Raw genomic sequence first — 25,874 nt, forward strand, 5'->3', positions numbered from 1 at the left:
CAGGTGCTGGATTGTGGATGGCCTCTCAACCGACCAAGGGAAACGGCCAGTTGGCAGATGGAGAAAGGATCAGCGCGAGCGACGCTTCTCGCGAATCAGGCCACCCACGGCGAGGGTCAACCCAAGCGCCATCACTGCCATGCTGCCATCCAGCTCCGGTACGGCCGTCGGCTTGGTCGCCGTCGCGTTGCTTTTGCTTCCCCTGTTGTCGGGTTTCTCTGTTTTTTCTTTCAAGCTATTCATTGCAAAGTCACGCTTGATGCCGCTGGAGTTACCGAAAGCCATAGCGTTGCTAGCGAGGAGCAGGCCCACAAGCAGTGCAAGAGGAGTCTTGTAAGTCATTTTTTCCGATCGAACATGTAATAAAAACAGACTAAAACTTTGCTGTAAACACTGTCTACATGCCTAAATGTTAACTTATTTGCTTATTCGTTAGTAAATGTTTCGGTCGGTTGCCGTGAGATTTTTCGCATCTCTATGGAGTTGGCATAGGCTGAGAGGGAAATGATGACCACCTGAATCGCAGGCCGTGCTTCCAGGGTTTCTCTCATCTCGGCTTTGATCAGCTGAATGGCAGGTCAAAGCTTCAAGCGCAGATGCTCAAGGCGCATACTCACCGCATCGCTTCAACGAGCAAAAATGCCCCGGACGGTTTCCCGCCCGGGGCTTTCGCTTTGTGCAGCGCTAAGTACGCCTACTTTTTCGCAGGCGGCAGATCCGTGCAAGACCCGTGCGCCACTTCCGCCGCCATGCCGATGCTCTCGCCCAGCGTGGGGTGTGGGTGGATGGTCTTGCCGATGTCCACCGCGTCGGCGCCCATCTCGATGGCGAGAGCGATCTCGCCGATCATGTCGCCGGCGTGCGTGCCGACCATGCCGCCGCCCAGGATCTTGCCGTGGCCATGGGCCTCCGGACTGTCGTCGAACAGCAGCTTGGTGACGCCTTCATCGCGGCCGTTGGCGATGGCGCGGCCTGATGCCGTCCAGGGGAACAGGCCCTTCTTGACCTTGATGCCCTGCGCCTTGGCCTGGTCTTCCGTGAGACCCACCCAGGCCACCTCGGGGTCGGTGTAGGCCACGCTTGGAATGACGCGGGCGTTGAACGCGGCGGCTGCCAGCTCTTTGTTGTCTTGCAGTTCACCGGCAATCACTTCAGCTGCCACGTGCGCCTCGTGCACCGCCTTGTGCGCCAGCATGGGCTGGCCCACGATGTCGCCGATGGCGAAGATGTGCGGCACGTTGGTGCGCATCTGGATGTCGACATTGATGAAGCCACGGTCGGTCACGGCCACACCGGCCTTGTCGGCAGCGATCTTCTTGCCGTTGGGCGTGCGGCCTACGGCCTGCAGCACCAGGTCGTACACCTGTGGCGCGGGGGCGGTACCGCCCTCTTCCGCTGCCGCGAACGTCACCTCGATGCCTTCGGGCGTGGCCTTGGCCCCCACCGTCTTGGTCTTGAGCATGATGTTGTCGAAGCGGTGGGCGTTCATCTTCTGCCAGATCTTGACCAGGTCGCGGTCGGCGCCCTGCATCAGGCCGTCCATCATCTCCACCACGTCCAGTCGGGCACCCAGCGTGCTGTAGACCGTGCCCATTTCCAGGCCGATGATGCCGCCGCCCAAGATCAGCATGCGCTTGGGCACTTCCTTGAGCGCGAGCGCGCCGGTGCTGTCGACCACGCGCGGATCGTCGGGCATGAAAGGCAGGCGCACGGCTTGCGAACCAGCGGCGATGATGGCTTTCTTGAAAGCCACGGTCTGCTTTTTGCCGGTTTTCTCCTGGGCTGTGCCGCTGGTTTCTTCCACCTCCAGGTGGTTGGCGCCGACAAACGAACCGTATCCGCGCACGATGGTGACCTTGCGCATCTTGGCCATGGCGGCCAGGCCGCCGGTGAGCTTGCCAATGACCTTTTCTTTGTGGGTGCGCAGTTTGTTGATGTCGACCTTGGGCGCACCGAAGTCCACGCCCAGATCGGCCATGTGGCTGACTTCGTCCATCACCGCGGCCACGTGCAGCAGCGCTTTGGACGGGATGCAACCCACGTTCAGACAAACGCCGCCAATGGTGGCGTACCGCTCCACGAGCACCACTTTGAGGCCCAGGTCGGCGGCGCGGAACGCGGCGGAATAACCACCGGGACCGCCGCCGAGCACGAGCAGGTCGCAATCCATATCTGCTGAACCGCCGAAGCTCGCGGCTGCAGGCGCCACCACCGGAGCGGGGGCAGCAGCAGCGGGCGCCGGTGCAGCCGCTGCGGGCGAAGCGGCGGGCGCCGCAGGAGCGCTGGCGGCGCCCGCAGCTTCGAGCACCAGCACCACGCTGCCCTGCTTGACCTTGTCGCCCAGCTTCACCTTGAGTTCTTTCACCACGCCGGCGTGCGACGAGGGGATTTCCATCGAAGCCTTGTCCGACTCCACGGTGATGAGCGATTGCTCGGCCTTGACGGTGTCGCCGGATTTGACCAGCAACTCGATGACCGCCACTTCGTCGAAGTCGCCAATGTCGGGAACTTGAATATCGATCAGTGCCATCGCGATTCCTTAAAGAAGAACACGACGGAAATCGCCGAGGATCTGGCCGAGGTAGGCGTTGAAGCGAGCGGCAGCGGCGCCGTCGATGACGCGGTGGTCCCAGGTCAGCGACAGCGGGAGCATCAGGCGCGGCACGAACTGCTTGCCGTCCCACACCGGTTCCATGTTGCTCTTGCAGACGCCGAGGATGGCGACTTCGGGCGCGTTGATGATGGGCGTGAAATACCGGCCACCGATGCCGCCGAGCGACGAGATGGTGAAGGTGGCTCCGCTCATTTCGGCCGGGCTCAGTTTGCCATCGCGCGCCTTCTTGGCGAGTTCGCCCATTTCCTGGCTGATCTGCAGCACGCCTTTCTTATCGGCGTCCTTGATCACCGGCACCATCAGGCCGTTGGGCGTGTCGGCCGCAAAGCCGATGTGCCAGTACTGCTTGTAGACCAGCGAGTCGCCGTCGATCGAGCTGTTGAACTCCGGGAATTTTTTGAGCGCGGCCACCGAGGCCTTGATCAGGAAAGCCAGCATGGTCACCTTGACGCCGCTCTTCTCGTTCTCCTTGTTGGTGGAGACGCGGAAGGCTTCTAGGTCGGTGATGTCGGCGTCGTCGTGGTTGGTGACGGCCGGGATCATGACCGCGTTGCGCAGCAGGTTGGCGCCGCTGATCTTCTTGATGCGACCCATCTCCTTGCGTTCGATGGGACCGAACTTGGCGAAGTCGACCTTGGGCCAGGGGATCAGGCCCAGTTCGGAACCGCCAACGCCGCTCGCAGGCGCTTTGGCCGCCTGGGCCTGCGTCTGGGTGCTGCCACTCATCACCGACTGGGTGAACTTCTGGATGTCTTCGGCGGTGATCCGTCCCTTGAGGCCCGAGCCCTTGATCTCGGCCAGCGGCACGCCGAGCTCGCGCGCGAACTTGCGCACCGAAGGCGACGCGTGGGGCAGGCCCACAGCCGGGCTGGCGGTCGGGTTGTGGGCCGGTGCGGCAATGCTGGGTGCGACAGGCGCGATAGCTGCCGCTGCAGGCGCCACAGATTCCGGAGCGGACGCAGCTGGCGCTGAAGCGGCAGCTCCTGCAGTCCCCTCGAGCACGGCCAGCAGATCACCGATGTTGACCGTATCACCCACCTTGACCTTCAACTCCTTCAACACCCCAGCATGGCTCGACGGAATCTCCATCGACGCCTTGTCGGACTCGACCGTGATCAGGCTTTGCTCGACTTTGATGGTGTCCCCTGGCTTGACGAAGACCTCGATCACCGCCACGTCCTTGAAGTCACCGATGTCAGGCACCATGACCTCGACCCGCCCGCCACCGGCTGTGACTACCGGGGCCGCTGCGGCTGCCGGAGCAGGTGCCTGAACAGGCGCGGGAGCGGCAGCAGCAGCGGGCGCCGCGGCTGCAGCCTCGCCGACAGCCTCTACAACCAACACCACCGAGCCCTCTTTCACCTTGTCGCCCAGGGCCACGCGCAGTTCCTTGACCACACCCGCCGTGCTCGACGGAATCTCCATCGACGCCTTGTCCGACTCGACAGTGATCAGCGACTGTTCGGCCGCCACCGTGTCACCTGGCTTGACCAGCAACTCGATCACCGCCACTTCATCAAAGTCACCGATGTCTGGGACCTTCACTTCTATCAATGCCATGTCTGTCTCCAATCAGATATTCGCAACGCTGCGCGCCAGTACTTCAACCCGGGAGGCCACCGATCTGGCTTGGCCAGTCGGCAGGCTCTCACGCCCTTGAGGGGGAAGCGCCGGAGGCGCTTTGGGCGATGGGTTATGCGTACAGCGGGTTGATCTTGTCCACTTTGATGCCGTACTTCTTCAGCGCCTCTGCCACCTTGGCCACTGGCACGGAGCCGTCTTCGCTCAGCGCCTTGAGAGCGGCCACCACGATGTAGTGGCGATTGACCTCAAAGTGCTCGCGCAGCCTGACACGGAAATCGGAACGGCCAAAACCGTCGGTACCCAACACCTTGTAGGTGCGTCCCTTGGGAATGAACGGGCGAATCTGCTCGGCGTAAGCTTTCATGTAGTCGGTTGACGCCACAACCGGCCCGGCGTGTTGACTCAGCTGCTGTCCCACGAACGGCACACGCGGCGTCTCCAGCGGATGCAGCAGGTTCCAGCGCTCGGCGTCCTGACCGTCGCGGGTCAGTTCGTTGAAGCTCGGGCAGCTCCACACGTCGGCCGCGATTCCCCAGTCTTTCTCCAGCAGTTCCTGCGCAGCAATCGACTCACGCAGAATCGTGCCCGAGCCCAGCAGCTGCACGCGCTGCTTGAGCTGGGCGCCCGGCTTGCAGAGGTACATGCCCTTGATGATCTGGTCTTCGGTACCAGGCGTGAGACCCGGCATGGCGTAGTTTTCGTTCAGCAACGTCAGGTAGTAGAAGACGTTGTCCTGTTTTTCAACCATGCGCTTCAAGCCATGGTGCAGGATCACACCGACTTCGTGCGCGAAGGTCGGGTCGTAGCTGATGCAGTTGGGGATGGTGCCCGCCAGGATGTGGCTGTGGCCGTCTTCGTGCTGAAGACCTTCGCCGTTGAGCGTGGTCCGGCCCGAAGTACCGCCGAGCAGAAAACCGCGCGCCTGCATGTCGCCCGCTGCCCAAGCGAGGTCCCCGATGCGCTGGAAGCCGAACATGGAGTAATAGACGTAGAACGGGATCATGATCCGGTTGCTCGTGCTGTAACTCGTGGCCGCCGCGATCCAGCTGCTCATGCCGCCCGCTTCGTTGATGCCTTCCTGCAGAATCTGACCGGCCTTGTCTTCCTTGTAATACATGACCTGGTCTTTGTCGACCGGGGTGTACTGCTGGCCTGCCGGGTTGTAGATGCCGATCTGGCGGAACAGGCCCTCCATGCCGAAGGTGCGGGCCTCGTCGACCAGAATCGGTACCACGCGGGGACCGATTTCCTTTTCTCGCAGCAGCTGAGTCAGAAAGCGCACATAGGCCTGCGTGGTGGAGATTTCCCGGCCTTCGGCAGTTGGCTCGATGACGGCCTTGAAGGTCTCGATCGGCGGTACGGTGAACGTTTCGTCGGCCTTGGTGCGGCGGTGCGGCAGGTAGCCGCCGAGCGCTTTGCGGCGCTCGTGGAGGTACTTCATTTCCGGGGTGTCATCTGCCGGCTTGTAGAACGGCAGTTCAGCCAGCTGGCTGTCGGGGATCGGAATGTTGAAGCGATCGCGGAAGAACCTGATGTCTTCATCGCTCAGTTTCTTGGTCTGGTGAACCGTATTCTTGCCCTCGCCCACCTTGCCCATGCCAAAGCCCTTGACGGTCTTGATCAGCAACACGGTTGGCTGGCCCGTGGTTTTCACAGCAGCATCGAACGCGGCGTAGACCTTCTTGGAGTCGTGACCACCGCGACGAAGGTCGCCGATTTCTTCATCGCTCATGTGGGCGACCATTTCGAGCGTGCGAGGATCGCGACCGAAGAAATGCTTGCGGACATAGGCGCCGTCGTTGGCTTTGAAGGCCTGGTAGTCGCCGTCGTTGCACTCCATCATGATCTTGCGCAGCGCGCCGTCCTTGTCAGCAGCCAGGAGCGGATCCCACTGACTGCCCCAGATCAGCTTGATCACGTTCCAGCCCGAACCGCGGAACTCGCCTTCAAGCTCTTGGATGATCTTGCCGTTGCCACGAACCGGGCCGTCCAGGCGTTGCAGGTTGCAATTGATCACGAAGATCAGGTTGTCCAGCTTTTCCCGAGCCGCCAGGCCAATGGCACCCAGCGATTCCACCTCGTCCATCTCGCCATCACCACAAAACACCCAGACCTTGCGGTTTTCGGTGTTGGCGATGCCGCGCGCATGCAGGTACTTCAGGAAACGCGCCTGGTAGATCGCCATGAGGGGCCCCAGGCCCATCGACACCGTTGGGAACTGCCAGAAGTTGGGCATCAGCTTGGGATGCGGGTAGCTGGACAGGCCCTTGCCGTCCACTTCCTGGCGGAAGTTGAGCAATTGCTCTTCCGTCAGGCGGCCCTCCATGTAGGCGCGGGCGTACACGCCGGGCGACACGTGACCTTGGATGAAGAGACAGTCACCGCCATGGTTTTCGCTCTCGGCGTGCCAGAAATGGTTGAAGCCGGCGCCAAACAGGCTGGCCAGCGAGGCAAAAGAGCCGATGTGGCCGCCGAGGTCCCCACCGTCCTCGGGATTGTGGCGGTTGGCCTTCACCACCATCGCCATGGCGTTCCAGCGCATGTAGGCGCGAAGACGCTGCTCGATTTCCAGGTTGCCGGGCGAACGTGCCTCCTGGCCGGGCTCGATCGTGTTCACGTAACCGGTGTTGGCCGAAAACGGCAGGTCGATGCTGTTTTGCCGGGCTTCTTCCAGCAACTGCTCCAGCAGAAAGTGCGCGCGCTCGGGGCCCTCGCGCTCGATCACGGCGACCAGCGCCTCCATCCATTCGCGGGTTTCCTGGGCATCCAGGTCACCTGCACCGCGACCCTTGAGAGCGTCTGACGCTGACATGTTTGTCTCCTGTTGATTTGAAGTCGAGCTTAAGGCGGCTTTTGCACGCTGTCAGCGATTTTGCCATCAACCGCAGGCCATTTCAATATGTGCTTTACGGTTTTGTCTTATGAAATTTTTTTGATGACAGATTGATGCATGCTTGACAAGCCGCAGAGGCGCTGGAGCGCAAGAAACCGCAACCAAGGCGCCCCTCACGTAGACTTGGGGCTTCATGACGCCGCGCCCTGCCTCCGACACCGCAGCCGACACCAAGCGCTCGGCCGCGCCCTTGTGGAACCGGTGGTGGCGTCGCCTGCCACCCTCCCGCCAAGACCGGGTGGCCACCCTCGTCCCTCTGCTGGCGGTGCTCCTTTTTCTGGCGGCCATCGTGGTCGCCATCACCTACCTGCGCTACGAAGAGCTGGATCGCGAGCAAGAGGCGGTGACACGCGACGTGGAATACGCGCAGCAGAGGCTGCGCCTGCGACTGCTTGAACGCCAGGAGCAGCTGATGCGGCTGGCGCGCGAAATCGACAACAAAGAGATTGCGACCGAAGAGTTTGAGTTCCAGGTCGAATCCCTGATCAGCCAATTCCCCGAGCTGCTGGCCATCAGTTGGGTCGACGCGCGGCGCAACGTGTTGGCCACCTACGCGTCACCAAGCACACCTCCCGCCCTGATTCGCCAGGCCGGCAGTATCCTCGGATCGGATGAAACCGATGGCTCATTTGATCTTGCGCGCGAGCTGCGACAGCCGATCTATTCGCGCCCGCTGGGAGAAGACCCGCGCAACGCCACTCTGATGCTGCAGGTGCCGCTGTCTGAGCAAGGGCGGTTTGCCGGTACGGTGATGGGTGAGTACTCGATCGACGGGCTGATGCGCTTTGGCATGCCGCCCGAAATCATGGCTCGCTACGCCGTGGCCTTGCTCGACGACCGCCAGCGTGTGCTAGCGGGCAGCCTGCAGAACGAGAGCGAGGTGTTGCGCGTGTTGCCCTGGTCAGCGCAACCGATGGAGCACGAGGCGCCGGTGTCACCGGTGGGCAATGGCCTGATCATCAAGGCCCAGGGCTACCGGACCTCGCAGGACATCGTGGGCAGCGGCTTCTTCTGGGTCATTGGGGCACTGAGTGCGCTAACGGTGTGGATGCTGCTGGGCACCTGGCGCCACACGCGCCGGCGGGTGCAGGCCCAACAGGCGTTGGTATCGGAGACCAACTTCCGTCGCGCCATGGAAAACTCCATGCTCACCGGTATGCGCGCGCTGGATATGCAAGGCCGCATCACCTACGTGAATCCGGCGTTCTGCTCCATGACCGGCTGGACCGAGGGCGAACTGGTCGGGCGCACTGCGCCCTTCCCTTACTGGCCAGACGCTGATCATGAGCTGCTGGCCGCGCGGCTGGAGGACGAACTCAAGGGACGGTCAACGCCCGGCGGTTTCGAGGTGCGGGTGCAACGCCGCGATGGCTCCATCTTTGATGCCCGCATGTACGTCTCACCGCTGATCGATCCCAAAGGACATCAGAGCGGCTGGATGACATCGATGACCGACATCACCGAGCCCAAGCGCATCCGCGAAGAACTGTCGGCCTCCTACGAACGATTCACCACCGTGCTGGAGAGCCTGGACTCCGCGGTATCGGTGGCGCCACTGGGCAGCGACGAAATGCTCTTTGCCAACAAGATGTACCGCCTCTGGTTTGGCACCCGCGGCCAGGGCCACCGGCGACTGGTCGAGCTGGCGGGCAAGCAGCCCAGCCCCAGTCCGGACGACGGCGACGCGGTGGACGCGTTCGCTGGAATGCCCACAGACTCGCTGACCGACGCCGGTTCTGAAAACGCCGAGGTCTTCGTCGAGGAACTTGATCACTGGTTGGAGGTGCGCACCCGATACCTGACCTGGGTCGACGGGCGCCTGGCGCAGATGGTGATCGCCAGCGACATCACCGCCCGCCGCAATGCCGAGACCCAGGCCGCACGCCAGGCCGAGCGCGCGCAGACCGCCAGTCGCCTGATCACCATGGGCGAGATGGCCTCCAGCGTGGCGCACGAGCTCAACCAGCCGCTGACCGCCATCAGCAACTACTGCAACGGCATGATTTCGCGCGTGCGAGAAGATCGCATCGGCACCGGCGAGCTGCTCGGTGCGCTGGAGAAAACCGCTCGACAGGCCCAGCGCGCTGGTCAGATCATCCAGCGCATCCGCGCCTTCGTGAAGCGCAGCGAGCCCAACCCGACACTGTCGGAAGTCGCTCCAATGGTCGCCAACGCAATCGAACTGGCCGACATCGAGCTTCGCAGGCAGCAGGTTCGCCTGACGCCCTATGTGGCCGCGCGGCTGCCTCCGCTCATGGTCGACCCCATCCTGATCGAGCAGGTTTTGATCAACCTGCTGCGCAACGCAGGGGACGCCATTGCGCAAGCCGGGCGGCTGCCCGGCGCGCGCTTTATCGAACTGCGGGCGGGACCGGGCCAGCGCGAAGGCGTCGAGGTGGTGGAGTTCTCGGTGAGCGACTCCGGCAACGGCGTCCCCGACGAAATGTTCGAGCGCATCTACGAAGCCTTCTACAGCACCAAGAGCGAAGGCATGGGCATCGGGCTCAAGCTGTGTCGCAGCATCGTGGAGTCGCACCACGGCCGGATGCACATGGAGAACATCTACAATGGCTCCGAGGCGGTGGGTTGCTGCTTCAGTTTCTGGATCCCTGTGGTCTCGCGACTGCGGCCTGAGGCTTCGCAACCCGAATCCACCTCGGCGTCGTTGCCGGAACCAGAAAGAGCGAGATGAGTTTGATCCCCAAGAAAGGCACCGTCTATGTCGTTGATGACGACGAGGCAGTGCGAGATTCTCTCCAATGGCTGCTTGAGGGCAAGGACTACCGAGTCCGCTGCTTCGAATCGGCCGAATCCTTTCTGAGCCGCTATGACGCGCGCGAAGTGGCCTGCATGATCGCTGACATCCGCATGGGTGGCATGACCGGCATGGAGTTGCAGGAAAAGCTGATAGAGCGGCAGTCGCCGCTGCCCATCGTCTTCATCACAGGGCATGGCGATGTGCCGATGGCGGTGGAGTCAATGAAGAAGGGCGCGCTGGATTTCATCCAGAAGCCGTTCAAGGAAGACCAGCTGGTGGCCCTGGTCGAGCGCATGCTTGATACTGCCAAAGAGGCATTTGCCACCCACCAGCAGGCCGCCAGCCGCGAAGCTCTGCTCTCCAAGCTCACCAGCCGCGAAGCCCAGGTACTCGAACGCATCGTTGCGGGCCGGCTCAACAAGCAGATTGCCGACGATCTGGGCATCAGCATCAAGACGGTGGAGGCACACCGCGCCAACATCATGGAAAAACTCGGCGCCAATACCGTGGCCGACCTGCTCAAGATTGCACTCGGCCCGACCGCCGCCAAGGTCTGACGCACCCCTTCTTCACGCACACGCCCGCCGACCCGTCCCGGCGGGCGTTTCTGTTTCAACACCGCCCGACTGCACCCAAATGACCGCCCAACTCATCGACGGCAATGCCCTGTCACGACAACTCCGAACCGATATCGCGGTCCGCGCAGCAGCGCTCAAAGCACGCGGGGTGACGCCAGGCCTTGCGGTGATTCTGGTCGGCGAAGATCCCGCCTCTGCGGTCTATGTGCGCAACAAGATCAAAGCTTGCAACGAGACCGGCATCCACTCGGTGTTCGAGAAATACGACGCCATGCTGAGCGAGGCGGATTTGCTGACCCGCATCAAGGCGCTCAACGACGACCCCAGCATCCACGGCATCCTGGTGCAGATGCCGCTGCCTAAACACATCCACCCGCAGCGCGTGATCGAGACCATTTCCACCGCCAAAGATGTGGACGGCTATTCGGTGCAAAGTGCAGGTGACTTGATGGCGGGACTGCCTGGTTTTCGCCCCTGCACGCCCTATGGCTGCATGAAGCTGATCGAAACCACCGGCATCAACCTCAAGGGCAAGCACGCCGTCGTGATCGGACGCAGCAACACGGTCGGCAAGCCGATGGCCTTGTTGTTGCTGCAGGCCAATGCCACCGTCACCATCTGCCACAGCGGAACGCCCGACATCGGCGCCTTCACCCGCCAGGCTGATGTGGTGGTGGCCGCCGTAGGCCGGCGCAACGTGCTCACCGCCAACATGGTCAAACCCGGCGCCGTCGTGATCGATGTCGGCATGAACCGCAACGACGAAGGCAAGTTGTGTGGCGACGTGGACTTTGCTGGCGTAAAAGAGGTAGCCGGCTGGATCACGCCAGTCCCCGGTGGCGTCGGCCCCATGACCATCACCATGCTGATGGTCAATACGCTGGAAGCCGCAGAGAGAAGGTAGCCTCCGCCGCAGCCGCGCCGCGGTGGATTACCTGTTCAGTCTCCACAGCACCGCCCCACTGCACAGCCATTGCCCCAGCACCATGGCGCTGCCCACAGCGTGCCAGAGCTTCAGATCCCCACCGCTGGCGCGCGCCGTCACGATGCGCTGGGCGACGCCAAACTCCACCAGCAGCGCCAGCATCATGCCGAGAATGACGAAACCCATGGTCGCCAGCGCGCGTTGCATGCGAGCCACCTGCTCGGGCGATGGTGCAGCGACATCCATCTGCGAGCGTTCACGGCGCAGCAACAGCAGCAGTGCCAAGCCGAGCAGCAGGCCGGCCCAGCATTGCAGCGAAAACAGCTTGGCCGCAACCGAACCGGCCAGTGCGGGGTTACCCAGGGTGGCGAACAGCGTCGGTACCGCCAGGAAGCTCAACGCGCTGATGCCACCCCACCACAGGGCGGCTACCAGCACCGGAAGGCGGGCAAGCAGCGCGGACACGGAGAGCGTCAGACGTAGCGCACCGCCATGACTTCATAGCGCCGCGTGCCTCCAGGCGCTTGAACCTCAGCCACATCCCCCACTTCCTTGCCGATGAGTGCGCGCGCGATCGGGCTGCTGATGTTCACCAGGCCGAGCTTCAGGTCGGCCTCGTCCTCACCGACGATCTGGTAAGTCAGCTTGGCACCGCTGCTTTCATCTTCCAGGTCCACCGTGGCGCCGAACACCACCCGGCCAGTTGCCTCCACCGTGGTTGGGTCGATGATCTGCGCGGCCGACAGCTTGCTCTCGACTTCTGCGATGCGGCCTTCGATGAAGCCCTGGCGGTCCTTGGCGGCCTCGTACTCGGCGTTTTCGCTCAGATCGCCCTGCGCGCGCGCCTCGGCAATCGCGTTGATCACGGCCGGTCGCTCCACCGTCTTCAGGCGATGCAGTTCTGTCTTGAGCTTTTCAGCACCGCGCAGGGTGATGGGAATGGTGGGCATGGTTTCTCTCCAGCAAGCTGGGTGCCGCCATCTGCAAGCGGCGCCAGCACAAAAGGAAACCGCCGAGCGTTACCGGTCGGCGGTGGTTTCCCAGCATTATGCAGCACGCCACCCCGCCAAGGATGGGCGCACCATTTTCGCAGCGGTGACTCAGGCAGCGAGCTGCGCGTGCATTTCCTGTACCGAGATCACGCCCAGGCTATCCAGGTAGGCCATGCCTTCGACCGCGGCTTCAGCGCCCGCGATGGTGGTGTAGGTGGTCACCCGGGCCAGCAAGGCCGACGTGCGGATGGCGCCCGAGTCGGCGATCGCGTTACGCCGCTCTTCCACTGTGTTGATCACCAGCACCACGCCGTCACTCTTGATCATGTCGACGATGTGCGGCCGGCCTTCGGTGACCTTGTTGACCGTGTCCACCGCAATTCCGGCGGCTGTGATGGCCGCGGCCGTACCGCGCGTGGCGACCAGCTCGAAACCCATCGCCGCGAGTTGACGCGCGATCTCGACCGCGCGCGGCTTGTCGCCGTTCTTGACGGTGAGGAAAACCTTGCCCGACGGCGTGCCATCGGGTTTCCTGGCCCGCGGCAGATGGGTGCCAGCGCCGAGCTGACTCTTCACAAAGGCCTCGCCAAAGGTCTTGCCCACGCCCATCACTTCACCCGTGGATTTCATCTCGGGGCCAAGAATGGTGTCCACACCCGGGAATTTCACGAAGGGGAACACGGCTTCCTTGACGCTGAAGTAAGGCGGGCTGACTTCGGCGCCAATGCCTTGCTGGTCCAGCGTCTGGCCGGCCATGCAGCGCGCCGCCACCTTGGCCAGCTGGATGCCAGTGGCCTTGGAGACAAAGGGCACGGTGCGTGAGGCACGTGGGTTTACCTCCAGCACAAAGATCACATCCTTCTTGGCGCCGCTGCCGTCGGTTTCCTGGATCGCGAACTGCACGTTCATCAGGCCCACCACATTCAGACCCTCGGCCATTGCAGCGGTCTGCCGTTTCAGTTCTTCGACCGTTTCCTTCGACAGGTAGTACGGAGGCAACGAGCAGGCGGAGTCACCGCTGTGCACGCCGGCCTGCTCGATGTGCTCCATCACGCCACCGATGAACACACGTCCGGATGTGTCGCGGATCGCGTCCACATCGCATTCGATGGCGTCGTTCAGAAAACGGTCGAGCAGCACAGGCGAGTCGTTGCTCACCTTGACCGCTTCGCGCATGTAGCGTTCAAGATCGCGCTGCTCGTGCACGACTTCCATGGCTCGGCCGCCCAGCACATAGCTGGGGCGCACCACGAGCGGGTAACCCAGGGCCGCGGCCTTCTCCAGCGCATCGGACTCGGTGCGGGCGGTGGCGTTGGGCGGCTGGCGCAAACCAAGGTCGTTGAGCAATTTCTGGAAGCGCTCCCGATCTTCGGCCGCGTCGATCATGTCGGGGCTGGTGCCGATGATGGGCACACCTGCCGCCTCCAGGCCCAGCGCCAGCTTCAGGGGCGTCTGCCCGCCGTACTGCACGATCACGCCCAGCGGCTTTTCCTTGTCCACGATCTCCAGCACGTCTTCCAGCGTCAGCGGCTCGAAGTACAGGCGGTCGCTGGTGTCGTAGTCGGTGGACACGGTTTCCGGGTTGCAGTTGACCATGATGGTCTCGTACCCGTCTTCGCGCATGGCCAGCGCGGCGTGCACACAGCAGTAGTCGAACTCGATGCCCTGGCCGATGCGGTTCGGACCACCGCCGAGCACCATGATCTTCTTGTTGTTCGTCGGCTCGGCTTCGCACTCGCCATCACCGTGGCCTTCGTAGGTGGAGTACAAGTAGGCGGTATCGGTGGCGAACTCAGCCGCGCAGGTGTCGACCCGCTTGTAGACCGGGCGGATGTTCTCGGCAATGCGGCGCTCGCGCACGGCGGCGTCGGTGGTCTTGAGCAGCTTGGCCAGGCGCCGATCGGAAAATCCCTTCTTCTTCAGGCCGCGCAGGGTCTCGCTGTCGATCGCGTCCAGACTGGTTTGCTCCAGTTTCAGTTCGATCTTCACGATCTCTTCGATCTGCACCAGGAACCAGGGGTCGATCTTGGTGAACTGGTGGACCTCTTCCATCGTCCAGCCGGCAGCGAAGGCGTCGCCCACGTACCAGATGCGGTCCGGGCCAGGCGTGCCGAGCTCGCGCTCCAGGGTCTCTCGGTCCTGGGTCTTCTCGTTCATGCCATCCACGCCCACTTCCAGGCCACGCAAGGCTTTCTGAAACGACTCCTGGAAGGTACGTCCCATGGCCATCACTTCGCCCACACTTTTCATCTGCGTGGTCAGGCGGCTGTCGGCGGCAGGAAACTTCTCGAACGCAAAGCGCGGAATCTTGGTGACCACGTAGTCGATCGACGGCTCGAAAGACGCCGGTGTAGCACCACCGGTGATCTCATTGCGCAGTTCGTCCAGCGTGTAGCCGATGGCCAGCTTGGCCGCCACCTTGGCGATGGGGAAGCCGGTGGCCTTGGAGGCCAGCGCCGAGGAGCGCGAGACGCGCGGGTTCATCTCGATGACAACCATGCGGCCGTCTTTCGGGTTGATCGAGAACTGCACGTTGGAGCCACCCGTGTCCACGCCGATTTCGCGCAGCACCGCCAGCGAGGCGTTGCGCAGAATCTGGTATTCCTTATCGGTCAGTGTCTGAGCCGGAGCCACGGTGATGGAGTCACCGGTGTGCACGCCCATGGGGTCGAGGTTTTCGATCGAGCAGACGATGATGCAGTTGTCCGCCTTGTCGCGCACCACCTCCATCTCGTACTCTTTCCAGCCCAGCAAAGATTCTTCAATCAGCAGCTCGTTGGTGGGCGAAGCTTCCAGGCCGCGCTTGCAGATGGTTTCGAACTCTTCCGGGTTGTAGGCAATGCCGCCACCGGTGCCGCCCAGCGTGAAGCTGGGGCGGATGACGACTGGGAAACCCACCGTCTTCTGCACGCCCCAGGCCTCGTCCAGACTGTGGGCAATGCCCGAACGCGCCGAACCCAGACCGATCTTGGTCATGGCGTCCTTGAACTTCAGGCGGTCTTCGGCCTTGTCGATGGCCTCCGGAGTCGCACCGATGAGCTCCACGCCATGCTTGTCCAGTACGCCGTGGCGCCACAGATCGAGCGCGCAGTTCAGCGCGGTCTGGCCGCCCATGGTGGGGAGGATCGCAAAGCCACCTTGGCACAGTGGGCGCTCCTTGGCGATGATCTTCTCCACCGTCTGCCAGGTGATGGGTTCGATGTAGGTGACGTCCGCCGTGGCGGGGTCGGTCATGATGGTCGCCGGGTTGCTGTTGATCAGCACAACGCGGTAGCCCTCTTCGCGCAAGGCCTTGCAGGCCTGCACGCCGGAGTAGTCGAACTCGCAGGCCTGGCCAATGATGATGGGGCCGGCGCCGATGATGAGGACGGTCTGGATATCGGTTCTTTTGGGCATGGCGGTCCGGTGGCGGTGCGTTGGGTCGTTCGATGGTGCGCGCAGTTCAGGGCTGGCGGCGGGTGTCCAGGTGGTTCAGCAAGGCTTGCACGCGTTCGGCCGGTATGTTTTTCTGCATGAGCTGCAACAAGCCATCACCCTCGATCATGGGACGCAGCACCTCGACTTCGGTCGGGTGAAACAGGGCGTCCCAAGCAGCCAGCTCGGTGGCAAAGGTATCGGCGTCCCAGCTCTTGCCTTTGGCGATCAGGGTCACCAGCGGCATGGCCTTGTTTTCGACAAAGGACTTGCGGTACGGCTTCTGCGCCCAGCGCTGGGCAAACCACTCCTTGTGGGGTGACGGCAGCGAGAGCATGCGTTTGGCAATCGCCTTTTCGACCGCAAACACGGGAAAACTGAACAACTTCATGTCACTCCTTGGGCACAGTCATCAGAGGCTGGCGGTGGCCAGCTTGGCACCGAAGCCGACAAACAAAACCCCCACACCGCTGGCCAGGCCGGCTGAGAGCCGACGACGTGCGCGAAACACCTGCGCCAGATGCGCACCACCCACGATCAGCGCTGAGAGGTAAAGCGCACTGAACAGCATGACGATCGCACTCAGGATCAGGAACGGCACCGCCGGGACTGGGTAGGCAGGGTCGATGAACTGCACAAAAAACGACAGCAAGAATAGGATGGCCTTCGGGTTGAGCAGGCTGATGAGCAGGGCGCGCCGAAACGGATGGGCCGCGGGCGCGTCGGGCCGGGTGGAGACGCTCTCGGCGCAAGCTGCCACTGGCGCGAGGCCCTGGCGCAAGGTGCTGCGGATCAAGCCAACGCCGAGCCAGGCAAGGTAGGCAGCGCCGGCGTATTTCACCACCACGAACAGTGCCGGGTAGGTGTGCAGCAAGGTGGCGGCGCCCAGTGCCGTCAGCAACAACAACACGGCGTCACCCACGAAAACGCCGGTGGCCGCCTGGTAGCCGGCTGTCACCCCGCGCGCGCTGGCCACTGCCAGCACAAACATCGAGTTGGGCCCAGGCAGCAACACGATTCCCAGAGCGCCCAGAGCGTACGTCCAGATGTCGGTGACACCGTAGAAGCTCATGCGGTTTTTTCCATCAGGCCGATGAAGCGGTCAAACAGGTAGCCGATGTCGTGCGGGCCGGGCGACGCCTCCGGATGGCCTTGGAAGCAGAATGCGGGGCGATCGGTGCGGGCCAGTCCTTGCAAGGTGCCATCGAAAAGGCTCACATGGGTCGCTCGCAGGTTGGCAGGCAGATTTTTTTCGTCCACCGCAAATCCGTGGTTCTGGCTGGTAATGCTCACACGGCCACTGTCCAGGTCTTTCACCGGGTGGTTGGCGCCGTGGTGGCCAAACTTCATCTTGAAGGTCTTGGCGCCGCTGGCCAAGGCCATGATCTGGTGTCCCAGGCAGATGCCGAAGGTGGGTACACCGCTGTCAATGATGTCGCGCGCCGCGGAGATGGCGTAGTCGCAGGGCTCGGGGTCGCCTGGCCCGTTGGAGAGGAACACGCCATTGGGCTTGAGCTTGGCCACATCGGCCGCAGAGGTCTGCGCGGGGACCACCGTGATCTTGCAGCCCCGGGCCGCCAGCATGCGCAGAATGTTGCGCTTCACGCCAAAGTCGTAGGCGACCACATGGAATTTCGGCGAGATCTGCTCGCCATAACCAAAGCCCAGTTGCCATTCGGTCTGGGTCCAGGCATAAGGCTCTTTGACGCTGACGACACGGGCCAGGTCCTGGCCTGCCATGTTGGGCGCTGTCTGCGCAGCAGCGATGGCCTGTGCGCGGTGCGCATCGGTGATGACAACGCCCGCTGCCAAGGCCAGGATGCAGCCGTTTTGCGCGCCGTGGGTGCGCAAGCGCCGGGTGAGTGCGCGGGTGTCGAGTTCGGCGATGGCCACCGTGTGTTCACGCTGGAGGTATTGCGCCAGGGAGATCTCGCTGCGGAAGTTCGACGCGAGCAGCGGCAGATCTTTGATGATCAGACCGGCGGCATGGACACGACTGGCTTCCACATCTTCGGCGTTGATGCCGGTGTTGCCGATGTGCGGATAGGTCAGCGTGACGATCTGCTGGCAGTAGCTCGGATCGGTCAGGATTTCCTGGTAGCCGGTAAGTGAGGTGTTGAACACCACCTCACCCACGGTCTGCCCTGTGGTGGCAATCGAGATGCCGGTGAACACGGTGCCGTCGGCGAGCGCGAGGAGGGCTTTCGGGTGGACGGGCAGCAAGTTCTTCTCCAGAGGTTTTTTTTCGAGCGCACCCGCCCCGTCAAGGGACACAACCGGGGAGGAATCGGGCCGTTCTGGTCGGGCTTCAGGCCAGCCGAGCCCCGAGATGAACGAGCCGGCAACCTGTGCGAGAAGCCGGGTGACGCAGAGCACTGCGTCGGTTGCGGGTAAACCCCGGAATTATAGCGTCTGCCCGCTGCGCAACCGGCCCTTGAGCGCGTGTGCCAGGCTCAGCGAGTGGTGGCGCTCGCGTGCAGGCAAATGGCCGCCGCTGCCGCCACATTGAGCGACTCCTCGCCTCCCGGCTGGGCAATGCGCACCGACTGCTGGGCCAGCGCCACCAGCGCCGGGTCCACGCCCTGCCCTTCATGGCCCAGCACCCAGGCGCAGGGCCAGGGGAGCGTGGCCTTGTGCAGCCAGTCGCCGGCATGAGAACTGGTCACCAGCAAAGGCACTTTCAGCGCTTTCGTGTCGTCGTGCGAGAGTCCTTCGACCAGGTTCAGACCAAAGTGCGCGCCCATGCCGGCGCGGACTACCTTGGGTGACCAAAGGGCCGCCGTGCCCTTGATCGCCAGCACCTGGGCAAAGCCCAGGGCAGCGGCGCTGCGCAAGATGGAGCCCACGTTGCCGGCGTCCTGCAGTCGGTCCAGCACCACCGTTGGCAGTGAAGGATTCACCTCAACCCGGGTCGGTAGTGTCCAAAGAAAACCCATGCGCGCAGGCGATTCCAGGCCACTGAGGCTCGCCATCAGGTGGTCCGGGATGCGACTCACCTGCGGCGCTGCCTCGCGCAGCACCGGCTCGGCCTGGGGCCAGAAGGATTCGGTGAACACAGCAACCGCTGGCCGCAGACCTCTCGCCAGCAGCGCCAGGCAGAGGTGTTCCCCCTCAAGCCACACCTGCCCTTGCTTGCGGTAAGCCGTGCTGTCTTGCGACAGCTGGCGCAGGCGCTTGATCAGCGGGTTGTCGCGCGAGGCGATATCCTGCGGTGCGATCACCGAGACGCCTGCTGCTGCAAGGCCCGGGCCACCGGTGCGAACGAGCGCCGGTGTGCTTCCAGCGGGCCCAGGGTGCGAAGGGCCAGCAGATGCTGGGCGGTGCCGTAGCCCTTGTGGCGGTCAAAGCCGTAGCCAGGAAACTGGTCGTGTAGCTTGAGCAGCAAGCGGTCGCGCGTGACCTTGGCCAGGATGGAGGCAGCCGAAATCGCTGGCACCAGCGCATCGCCAGAGACCACCGCCTCGGCCAGCACATCCAGCGCGGGAAGGCGGTTGCCGTCGACCAGCACCTTGGCTGGCTTCAGACGCAGGCCCAGCACAGCGCGCTGCATCGCCAGCAACGTGGCCTGCAGGATGTTGAGACGGTCAATTTCTTCGACCGACGCCTGAGCCACGCTGCAGCACAGTGCCTTGGCCCGGATCTCGTCGTACAGCTGCTCACGACGCCGCTCACTGAGCTGCTTCGAATCGGCCAGCCCCTTGATGGGTGCGCGGTCGTCCAGAATGACCGCGGCGGCGACCACCGGGCCGGCCAGCGGACCACGCCCGGCCTCATCAACCCCTGCGATGAGACCAGGCAGATCCCAGACCAGCGAGGCCTGCTCAGCCTGCAAGAACTTGTTCGATCGCATCGGTGGCGAGTTGAGCGGTATCGCGCCTCAAAGTGTGGTGAAGCGCCTGAAAGCGCTGCTGCAGAGCTTCGATTCTCGCAGCATCGTCGAGCCAGTCGATTACCCCCTGGGCCATGGCAGCTGGCGTGGCCGCATCCTGCAAGAGCTCGGGCACCACCGCGTTTTCGCACAGGATGTTGGGCAGGCCAACCCAGGGCTGCAGCTGTTTGCGTCGCATGATCTGCCAGGACAGCCAGTGCATGTTGTATGCGATCACCATGGGCCGCTTGAACAGCGCTGCCTCCAGCGTCGCCGTGCCGCTGGCGATCAGGGTCACGTCGCAAGCGGCCAGCGCCGTGTGCGACTGCCCATTCAGCACCTGGACGGCATCGACCAGGCCGCTGGTGCGCACCAGTTGCTCGATGCGCTCACGCAGCGCGGGTACCGCCGGGATCACGAAGCGCACTTCCGGCCGCGCCTGGCGGATGCGCAGCGCCGCCTGCAGAAATCGGGCCCCGAGGTATTGCAGTTCCGACGCGCGGCTACCCGGCAGGAGAGCGACCACTGGGGCATCCAGGGGCAAGCTCAAGGACGTGCGCGCCGCCGCGCGATCGGGCTGCAGCGGGATCACGTTGGCCAGTGGGTGGCCGACGTAGGTGGCGGCAATGCCATGTTGCGCCAGCAGATCGGGCTCAAAGGGAAAAATGCACAGCACATGGTTGACGCTGCGGCGAATCTTCTCGACCCGATCCGCCCGCCAGGCCCAGATCGACGGGCAGACAAAGTGCACGGTAGGAACGCCCTGCGCCTTGAGCGCGGCTTCGAGATCGAGGTTGAAATCGGGCGCGTCCACGCCAATGAACAGGTCTGGCCGGTCGCGGGTCAACAGGCGTTCGCGCAGCTGGTTGCGGATCTCGACAATGCCACGGTAGTGGCGCAGCACCTCGATGTAGCCACGCACCGCCAGCCGATCACTCGGCCACCAGGCCTCGAAGCCCTGCTCCGCCATGCGCGGGCCACCGATGCCATAGCACTGTTGATCGGGCCAGCGCTGGCGCATTCCGCCCAGCAGCAGCCCAGCGAGCAGGTCACCCGACGTCTCGCCTGCCACCAAGGCAAAACGCTGGCTGCCGTCCATGCCGTCAGCGAACGATACCGCGCTGGGGGGAGATCTGCTTCAGGAAGTCCAGCATCATGGCCACATCGGGAGCCGCCTCGGGCGTCTGCTCACCCAGCACCGCGATCTCCTGCATGGCGCGCTCCAGCGTCAAGTCACCGCGGTACAAGGCCTTGTGCATGCCCTTCACCGCCGCGATCCGAGGAGCGGTGAAACCGCGTCGGCGCAGGCCTTCGTAATTCATGGAGCGAGCGCCAGCGGGCTGCCCCTGGCACATCACGAACGGCGGCAGATCGGCAAACAGCAAAGAACACATGGCGGTCATTGCATGCGCACCGATGCGCACGAACTGGTGCGCGACGGTGAATCCACCCAGGATCACCCAGTCGTCGACGACCACATGGCCAGCCAGCTGCGAGTTGTTGGCGAAGATGGTGTGGTTGCCCACCCGGCAATCGTGAGCCAGGTGCACATAGGCCATGATCCAGTTGTCGTTCCCCACCGAGGTCATCGCCCCCCCGGTGGGCGAGCCGATGTTGAAGGTGCAGAACTCGCGCACCGTGTTGCGGTCTCCGATGACGAGCTCACAGGGCTCGCCTGCGTATTTCTTGTCCTGCGGAATCGCGCCGAGCGAGCTGAACTGGAAGATGCGGTTGTCGCGCCCGATCGTGGTGTGGCCCTCGATCACACAATGTGCACCGATGGTGGTACCAGCACCAACCTTCACGTGCGGACCAATCACGGTGTACGGGCCAACACTGACCGAACTGTCGAGTTCTGCGCCCGGATCAACCAGGGCGGTGGGGTGAACCTGGGCCACGGCAACGAACCCGGCTGCTTCAGGCAATGGTGCGCATGGTGCACATCAGCTGTGCCTCGCACACCACATCGCCTGCGACCCGCGTCACGCCGGTGAACTTGAAGATGCCAGACTTCATGCGGTCGAGCGTCACATCCATGATGAGCTGGTCGCCAGGCTCCACAGGTCGCTTGAAGCGCGCCGCGTCGATGCCAGCAAAATAATAGACCGTGTTGTCGTCCGGTGTCTTGTCCAGCGCATCAAAGGCCAGCAAGGCAGCGGCCTGGGCCATGGCTTCGAGCATCAACACACCCGGCATCACGGGGCGGTGCGGAAAGTGGCCACCGAAAAATGGCTCGTTGATCGTGACGTTCTTCAGCGCCTGGATGCGCTTGCCTTTCTCCATCTCGATCACGCGATCCACCAGCAGGAACGGGTAGCGGTGCGGAAGCTGCTTGAGGATTTCGTGGATGTCCATCATGGTGATTCAGGTGTCTCGCGTGTCGCGAGTGTCATCGACTGTTCAATCGCTCTGAGGCGATCCCGCAGCCGGTGGAGTTGCTTCAGGGAAGCCGCGTTTTTCTCCCAGACTGCATTGTCGTCGATGGGAAACATGCCAGTGTATTGGCCCGGCTGCCTGATCGATCGGGTCACCACCGACGCCGCAGAGATATGCACCCCATCGGCCAGAGTCAGGTGCCCAAGCACCACGGCGCCACCCCCGACGGTGCAGTGCGCGCCAATGATCGCGCTGCCGGCCACACCCACACAGCCCGCCATTGCCGTGTGTGCGCCGATGTGCACGTTGTGACCGATCTGAATCAGGTTGTCGAGTTTCACCCCGTCTTCAATGACGGTGTCGTCCAGCGCGCCGCGATCGATGCAGGTGTTGGCACCGATTTCCACGTCGTTGCCGATGCGCACCGCGCCCAGCTGCTCTATCTTGACCCACCGGCCGGCGTCGGCCGCAAACCCAAAACCGTCGGCCCCGACGACCACGCCGGCGTGAAGGATGCAGCGGGCACCCAGACGGCAATCGTCCCCGATCGTCACCCGCGAGTACAGGACCGAACCCTCGCCGACCTCGGCTCGGGCTCCAATGACGCAATGGGCGCCGATGCGCGCACCCTTGGCGATCCTCGCCTCGGCATCGACCACGGCAAAAGCCCCGACATCCGCCAGAGGGTCGACCAAAGCGGTGGGATGGATGCTGGCCGATGGGTGCACGGCGGGCGCTGCCACCGGTGCCAGCTCGGCGCGCCACCACTGCGTCAGGCGTGCGAAGTACAGATAAGGGTCAGGCGTGACGATGCAGGCGCCGCGCGCTGCGGCGGCCGTCGCCAGCTCGGGCATCACGATCAGGGCCGATGCCCCGGTGGTCTGAATCTGATGGATGTATCGGGCCTGCGCCACAAAAGCCAGCGCCCCTGTCTGGGCTGTCGACAGCGGCGCCAGCCGCACGATCGGCGTGGCCGGGTCTCCGAGCAAATCACCACCCAGGGCCTCGACCAGGGAGCCCAGGGATTTGGACACCTGGGGGCCTCTTACTTGAGACTGTTCAAGCCGCTGAGCACCTTGTCGGTGATGTCGTGCTTGGGGTTGATGTAGACCGCTTCCTGGATCACGAGGTCGTACTTCTCGTTCTCGGCGACCTGCTTGATGACGCGGTTGGCGCGCTCCAGCACCTGCTGAAGCTCTTCGTTCTTGCGCAAGTTCAGGTCTTCCTGAAACTCGCGCTGTTTGCGCTGGAAGTCGCGATCGAGCTCGACCAGCTGGCGCTGGCGGGTCACGCGCTGCGACTCCGGCAAGGTGGGCGCTTCCCGTTCGAACTTCTCAGACGCCGACTTGAGCTGAGAAGCCAGGCCTGCGACCTCTTTCTCGCGGCGCGAGAACTCCTGCTCGAGCTTGGTCTGCGCCGCCTTGGCCAGATTGGCCTCGCGGAAAATCCGCTCGGTATTGACGAAGCCGATGCGGAACTCCTGCGCCAGCGCCGCGCCGGCCAGCAGACCACAAGCGGCCAGGGCAATCAGGGGACGAACGAACGAGCGGGAATGAGTCTTCATCAAAACGACGTGCCGATCTGAAACTGGAATTTCTGGATTCTATCGCCAGCGAACTTGCGCACCGGGTTGGCGTAAGCAAATCGGAGCGGACCAATGGGCGAGATCCAGCTCAGGCCCACGCCGACCGAAGCCCGCATTTCGCTGAAGTCAATCTTTTCCTTTTCACCATAAACATTGCCCACGTCGACAAACCCGAACACGCGCAACGTGCGGTCGTTGCCCGCGCCCGGAAACGGAGCAATGAATTCGGCGTTCAGGCCAAGCTTGCGCGGGCCTCCGATGAAGGAGCCGGTGATGTCCCGCGGACCCAGCGTGCCTTGATCAAATCCACGCACCGAGCCCAGTCCACCCCCAAAGAAGTTCTTGAACACTGGGAACGGGCGGCCGCCGAGACCCTTGCCCCATCCGGCCTCGGCGTTGAATGCCAGGGTGTACTGCTTGTTCAGCGGGATGTATTGCTGGAACTGGTAGTTCAGCTTGGTGTAGCGGGTATCGCCGGCAATGCCCACCTCCCCGTTCACGCGCTGCAGTCGGCCGGTGGTGGGCACCAGCGAGCTGTCTCGGTTGTCACGGCTCCATCCGATGGTGAGCGGCACCGAGGTGCTTTTGAAGCCGAAATCGGTGGCGTACTTGAGGTAGGCTGCCGGAATGTTGGTGCCGGGCTCGATCTCGGTTTGCTCCGCGCCAATACCGAAGAACACGGTGTCCTGCTCGGTGAACGGCACACCGTAGCGCACGCTGATGCCCGGTGTGATCAGGCGGTAGTCCCCGCCTTGCTCGGTGAACGGCGTGGTGGTGCGGTAGTAGAGATCAAACGTGCGCGAAATGCCATCGGCCGTGTAATACGGATCGGTCGTGCTCAGCACAAACTGGCGGTTGAATTTGCTGGTGTTGATGTCCAGCCCCAGGTAGTTTCCCGAGCCAAAGACGTTTTCCTGCTTGATGCCGGCAATCAGGGAAAGCCCCTCAGCCTGCGAATAGCCCGCGCCCAGCGAAAGGTTGCCGGTGGGTTTCTCGACCACGCTCAGGGTCAGGTCGACCTGATCAGGCGAGCCGGGCACCGGCTGCGTCTCAACACCCACCTGGGTGAAAAACCCGAGGCGGTCGACGCGATCGCGCGAGAGGCGGATGCGGTCGCTGTCGTACCAAGCCGATTCGAGCTGACGGAGCTCGCGGCGAATCACCTCGTCTCGGGTACGGTCGTTGCCTTCGACATTGATTCGGCGCACGTAGACGCGGCGCGATGGCTGGGCACGAAGCACAAATGCCACGCGGTTGTTCACGCGGTCGATTTCGGGTGTGGCTTCAACCTGCGCAAAGGCATAACCGAAAGCGCCAAAATAATCGGTGAAGGCCTTGACTGTGGTCGACACGTCTTCGGCGTTGTAGGGCTCACCGGCGCGCAGCGCCACCAGCGACTTGAATTCGGCTTCTTTCCCCAGGTACTCACCCTGCAACTCCACTGAGGACACCACATAGCGATTGCCCTCACTGATGTTGATGGTGATGGTCATGTCCTCCTTGCCCGGATCGATCGCCACCTGGGTCGAATCGATGCGGAACTCGAGGTAGCCACGCGTGAGGTAGTAGGACCTCAAGCTCTCCAGGTCGGCGTTGAGCTTGGCGCGGGAGTAGCGGTCGGACTTGGTGTACCAGGTCAGCCAGCCACCGGTGCTGAGGTCAAACAGACCACGCAGCGTCGACTCGGGAAAGGCCTGATTGCCCACGATACGGATGTCGCGGATCTTGGCTACATCGCCTTCGGTCACGCTGAAGTTCAGACTCACCCGGTTGCGCTCGGCCGGCGTAACCGTGGTCACCACCTGCGCGGCATACAGGCTGCGGTTGATGTACTGGCGCTTGAGCTCCTGTTCGGCCCGGTCGGCCAGCGCCTTGTCGTAGGGCCGACCTTCGGTCAAGCCAATGTCGCGCAGCGACCGCCTGAGCACCTCCGCATCAAACTCTTTGATGCCGGAGAAAGTGACATCAGCGACCGTCGGCCGCTCCTCCAGGATCACCACCAGCACGTCACCATTGACCTGCAGCCGCACATCACTGAACAGACCCAGACCAAACAGCGCCCGGATCGCGGTGGAGCCCTTGTCGTCGTTGTACTGATCACCGATGCGAAATGGCAGCGAGGCGAACACCGTGCCAGGCTCCACCCGCTGCAGGCCTTCGAGGCGGATGTCGCGAACGGTGAACGGATCGACAGCCCAGGCGGGCAAGGCCGCCAGCAGGGAAGATGCGAGCACCGACAACGTCAGGCCACGCAGACCGATCTTGGATATTTTCATGAAAGGGAAGC

21 protein-coding genes are annotated in these 25,874 nt (G+C 63.1%); 3 read left to right on the plus strand and 18 right to left on the minus strand.

Going from position 1 to position 25,874, the window contains the following annotated elements; all coding sequences use genetic code 11:
- Window positions 1–69 precede the first annotated feature (69 nt).
- The 4 genes from QUV25_RS08480 to aceE form a co-directional block, all read right to left on the minus strand.
- Complete coding sequence (locus tag QUV25_RS08480) at window positions 70–342, minus strand: hypothetical protein (protein WP_300863174.1); 273 nt, start codon at window positions 340–342, stop codon at window positions 70–72.
- Window positions 343–694: 352 nt separating this feature from the next.
- The gene (gene lpdA / locus QUV25_RS08485) at window positions 695–2,530 is read right to left on the minus strand and encodes a dihydrolipoyl dehydrogenase (RefSeq protein ID WP_300863175.1); all 1,836 of its coding nucleotides are present in this window, start codon (window positions 2,528–2,530) and stop codon (window positions 695–697) included.
- Between the two features lie 9 nt (window positions 2,531–2,539).
- Window positions 2,540–4,174 carry a dihydrolipoyllysine-residue acetyltransferase gene (aceF, locus tag QUV25_RS08490; protein WP_300863177.1) on the minus strand — a complete coding sequence of 545 codons (1,635 nt, stop codon included), beginning with the start codon at window positions 4,172–4,174 and terminating at the stop codon, window positions 2,540–2,542.
- 133 nt (window positions 4,175–4,307) lie between these two features.
- A complete protein-coding gene (aceE, locus tag QUV25_RS08495; RefSeq protein WP_300863178.1) occupies window positions 4,308–7,010 on the minus strand; it encodes a pyruvate dehydrogenase (acetyl-transferring), homodimeric type in 2,703 nt (900 codons plus the stop codon).
- 214 nt (window positions 7,011–7,224) lie between these two features.
- Between aceE and QUV25_RS08500 the strand changes: the two genes are divergently transcribed.
- From QUV25_RS08500 to folD, 3 genes are all read left to right on the plus strand, one after another.
- Window positions 7,225–9,783: a PAS domain-containing sensor histidine kinase gene (locus tag QUV25_RS08500; protein ID WP_300863179.1), complete on the plus strand. Its 2,559-nt coding sequence runs from the start codon at window positions 7,225–7,227 to the stop codon at window positions 9,781–9,783.
- A complete protein-coding gene (locus QUV25_RS08505) occupies window positions 9,780–10,406 on the plus strand; it encodes a response regulator transcription factor (RefSeq protein ID WP_300863180.1) in 627 nt (208 codons plus the stop codon). Before QUV25_RS08500 ends, QUV25_RS08505 begins: the two co-directional genes overlap by 4 nt.
- A gap of 79 nt (window positions 10,407–10,485) precedes the next feature.
- On the plus strand, window positions 10,486–11,331 hold the full coding sequence (gene folD, locus QUV25_RS08510; RefSeq protein ID WP_300863181.1) for a bifunctional methylenetetrahydrofolate dehydrogenase/methenyltetrahydrofolate cyclohydrolase FolD: 846 nt from the start codon (window positions 10,486–10,488) through the stop codon (window positions 11,329–11,331).
- A gap of 27 nt (window positions 11,332–11,358) precedes the next feature.
- On the opposite strand, the gene QUV25_RS08515 is transcribed toward folD, so the two are convergent.
- From QUV25_RS08515 to bamA, 14 genes are all read right to left on the minus strand, one after another.
- Window positions 11,359–11,817 carry a DUF4149 domain-containing protein gene (locus QUV25_RS08515; protein ID WP_300863182.1) on the minus strand — a complete coding sequence of 153 codons (459 nt, stop codon included), beginning with the start codon at window positions 11,815–11,817 and terminating at the stop codon, window positions 11,359–11,361.
- An 8-nt stretch (window positions 11,818–11,825) separates the two neighbouring features.
- The gene (greA, locus tag QUV25_RS08520) at window positions 11,826–12,302 is read right to left on the minus strand and encodes a transcription elongation factor GreA (RefSeq protein ID WP_300863183.1); all 477 of its coding nucleotides are present in this window, start codon (window positions 12,300–12,302) and stop codon (window positions 11,826–11,828) included.
- A gap of 150 nt (window positions 12,303–12,452) precedes the next feature.
- Window positions 12,453–15,740, minus strand: coding sequence for a carbamoyl-phosphate synthase large subunit (carB, locus tag QUV25_RS08525; RefSeq protein ID WP_300863184.1), 3,288 nt, complete (start codon window positions 15,738–15,740; stop codon window positions 12,453–12,455).
- 46 nt (window positions 15,741–15,786) lie between these two features.
- Window positions 15,787–16,149 carry a hypothetical protein gene (locus tag QUV25_RS08530; RefSeq protein WP_300863185.1) on the minus strand — a complete coding sequence of 121 codons (363 nt, stop codon included), beginning with the start codon at window positions 16,147–16,149 and terminating at the stop codon, window positions 15,787–15,789.
- A 21-nt stretch (window positions 16,150–16,170) separates the two neighbouring features.
- Entirely contained in the window at window positions 16,171–16,830 is a 660-nt protein-coding gene (gene leuE, locus QUV25_RS08535) for a leucine efflux protein LeuE (protein WP_300863186.1), read from the minus strand.
- Window positions 16,827–17,981 carry a glutamine-hydrolyzing carbamoyl-phosphate synthase small subunit gene (carA, locus tag QUV25_RS08540; RefSeq protein ID WP_300863187.1) on the minus strand — a complete coding sequence of 385 codons (1,155 nt, stop codon included), beginning with the start codon at window positions 17,979–17,981 and terminating at the stop codon, window positions 16,827–16,829. Before carA ends, leuE begins: the two co-directional genes overlap by 4 nt.
- A 230-nt stretch (window positions 17,982–18,211) precedes the next feature.
- A complete protein-coding gene (locus QUV25_RS08545; RefSeq protein ID WP_300863188.1) occupies window positions 18,212–18,979 on the minus strand; it encodes an RNA methyltransferase in 768 nt (255 codons plus the stop codon).
- Entirely contained in the window at window positions 18,976–19,608 is a 633-nt protein-coding gene (rnhB, locus tag QUV25_RS08550; RefSeq protein ID WP_300863189.1) for a ribonuclease HII, read from the minus strand. The genes QUV25_RS08545 and rnhB overlap by 4 nt, the downstream gene beginning before the upstream one ends.
- Entirely contained in the window at window positions 19,580–20,725 is a 1,146-nt protein-coding gene (gene lpxB / locus QUV25_RS08555) for a lipid-A-disaccharide synthase (RefSeq protein ID WP_300863190.1), read from the minus strand. The genes rnhB and lpxB overlap by 29 nt, the downstream gene beginning before the upstream one ends.
- 4 nt (window positions 20,726–20,729) lie before the next feature.
- The gene (gene lpxA / locus QUV25_RS08560) at window positions 20,730–21,524 is read right to left on the minus strand and encodes an acyl-ACP--UDP-N-acetylglucosamine O-acyltransferase (protein WP_300863191.1); all 795 of its coding nucleotides are present in this window, start codon (window positions 21,522–21,524) and stop codon (window positions 20,730–20,732) included.
- A 19-nt stretch (window positions 21,525–21,543) separates the two neighbouring features.
- Complete coding sequence (gene fabZ, locus QUV25_RS08565; RefSeq protein WP_300863192.1) at window positions 21,544–21,984, minus strand: 3-hydroxyacyl-ACP dehydratase FabZ; 441 nt, start codon at window positions 21,982–21,984, stop codon at window positions 21,544–21,546.
- Window positions 21,981–23,036, minus strand: coding sequence for a UDP-3-O-(3-hydroxymyristoyl)glucosamine N-acyltransferase (gene lpxD, locus QUV25_RS08570; protein ID WP_300863194.1), 1,056 nt, complete (start codon window positions 23,034–23,036; stop codon window positions 21,981–21,983). Before lpxD ends, fabZ begins: the two co-directional genes overlap by 4 nt.
- A gap of 11 nt (window positions 23,037–23,047) precedes the next feature.
- The gene (locus tag QUV25_RS08575; RefSeq protein WP_300863195.1) at window positions 23,048–23,566 is read right to left on the minus strand and encodes an OmpH family outer membrane protein; all 519 of its coding nucleotides are present in this window, start codon (window positions 23,564–23,566) and stop codon (window positions 23,048–23,050) included.
- A complete protein-coding gene (gene bamA, locus QUV25_RS08580) occupies window positions 23,566–25,863 on the minus strand; it encodes an outer membrane protein assembly factor BamA (protein WP_300863196.1) in 2,298 nt (765 codons plus the stop codon). The genes QUV25_RS08575 and bamA overlap by 1 nt, the downstream gene beginning before the upstream one ends.
- Between the last annotated feature and the right edge of the window lie 11 nt (window positions 25,864–25,874).

Source organism: Hydrogenophaga sp. (assembly GCF_030373245.1).
Classification (GTDB): Bacteria; Pseudomonadota; Gammaproteobacteria; order Burkholderiales; family Burkholderiaceae_C; genus Hydrogenophaga.

What these genes read in the sequence shown, in the direction of transcription:
- aceF (WP_300863177.1), bottom strand. Translation starts at nt 4,174, where the DNA reads ATGGCATTGATAGAAGTGAAGGTCCCAGACATCGGTGACTTTGATGAA.
- aceE (WP_300863178.1), bottom strand. Translation starts at nt 7,010, where the DNA reads ATGTCAGCGTCAGACGCTCTCAAGGGTCGCGGTGCAGGTGACCTGGAT.
- greA (WP_300863183.1), bottom strand. Translation starts at nt 12,302, where the DNA reads ATGCCCACCATTCCCATCACCCTGCGCGGTGCTGAAAAGCTCAAGACA.
- QUV25_RS08480 (WP_300863174.1), bottom strand. Translation starts at nt 342, where the DNA reads ATGACTTACAAGACTCCTCTTGCACTGCTTGTGGGCCTGCTCCTCGCT.
- leuE (WP_300863186.1), bottom strand. Translation starts at nt 16,830, where the DNA reads ATGAGCTTCTACGGTGTCACCGACATCTGGACGTACGCTCTGGGCGCT.
- folD (WP_300863181.1), top strand. Translation starts at nt 10,486, where the DNA reads ATGACCGCCCAACTCATCGACGGCAATGCCCTGTCACGACAACTCCGA.
- bamA (WP_300863196.1), bottom strand. Translation starts at nt 25,863, where the DNA reads ATGAAAATATCCAAGATCGGTCTGCGTGGCCTGACGTTGTCGGTGCTC.
- lpxB (WP_300863190.1), bottom strand. Translation starts at nt 20,725, where the DNA reads ATGGACGGCAGCCAGCGTTTTGCCTTGGTGGCAGGCGAGACGTCGGGT.
- carB (WP_300863184.1), bottom strand. Translation starts at nt 15,740, where the DNA reads ATGCCCAAAAGAACCGATATCCAGACCGTCCTCATCATCGGCGCCGGC.
- QUV25_RS08575 (WP_300863195.1), bottom strand. Translation starts at nt 23,566, where the DNA reads ATGAAGACTCATTCCCGCTCGTTCGTTCGTCCCCTGATTGCCCTGGCC.
- QUV25_RS08500 (WP_300863179.1), top strand. Translation starts at nt 7,225, where the DNA reads ATGACGCCGCGCCCTGCCTCCGACACCGCAGCCGACACCAAGCGCTCG.
- fabZ (WP_300863192.1), bottom strand. Translation starts at nt 21,984, where the DNA reads ATGATGGACATCCACGAAATCCTCAAGCAGCTTCCGCACCGCTACCCG.
- QUV25_RS08530 (WP_300863185.1), bottom strand. Translation starts at nt 16,149, where the DNA reads ATGAAGTTGTTCAGTTTTCCCGTGTTTGCGGTCGAAAAGGCGATTGCC.
- QUV25_RS08505 (WP_300863180.1), top strand. Translation starts at nt 9,780, where the DNA reads ATGAGTTTGATCCCCAAGAAAGGCACCGTCTATGTCGTTGATGACGAC.
- lpdA (WP_300863175.1), bottom strand. Translation starts at nt 2,530, where the DNA reads ATGGCACTGATCGATATTCAAGTTCCCGACATTGGCGACTTCGACGAA.
- rnhB (WP_300863189.1), bottom strand. Translation starts at nt 19,608, where the DNA reads ATGCGATCGAACAAGTTCTTGCAGGCTGAGCAGGCCTCGCTGGTCTGG.